Annotated in this window: 1 protein-coding gene; it reads left to right on the forward strand. The window is 43.4% G+C overall.

The window, feature by feature from the left end:
• Window positions 1-104 precede the first annotated feature (104 nt).
• Window positions 105-412: hypothetical protein (locus tag OA86_RS16240; RefSeq protein WP_221404082.1), on the forward strand; the 308-nt coding region annotated here is incomplete at its 3' end.

Genomic DNA, 412 nt, shown 5'->3' on the forward strand with positions numbered 1-412 from the left:
CAAGATTATGTAGCTTTACGCATCGCAACATGTTCTCTTCAAGCCAAATCTCTGCAGAGCTGGAACATTACCTAAACGGTGACTGTTGTCAGTACCAATCGTCTGTGGAACCAGAAATATTGTGCAACCCTGACCACAAACCAAACAAGAGTTTAACTGCAGCAGCAGCTGCAGCTGTGGCCAAAACTTGTAATTATTTGACTGATGACTGTGAAAACTTGGATCCCAGCTGTTGTACAATAAAAGGAACTCTTACAATGACTGAAACGTTTGCTTCGACAGAGATTGAGATGAATAACCTTGAAACGTCAGATCAACAGCTGTGCTCTACTGCTGCTAAGACAAAAAAGGCTAGAAAACCCAAAGCTGAGCTAGCAGAGGGAGAGGAGCCCAAACCCAAACGGGTTAGAAA

The sequence above is a fragment of the Kaistella jeonii genome (assembly GCF_000812865.1).
Lineage (GTDB): Bacteria > Bacteroidota > Bacteroidia > Flavobacteriales > Weeksellaceae > Kaistella > Kaistella jeonii.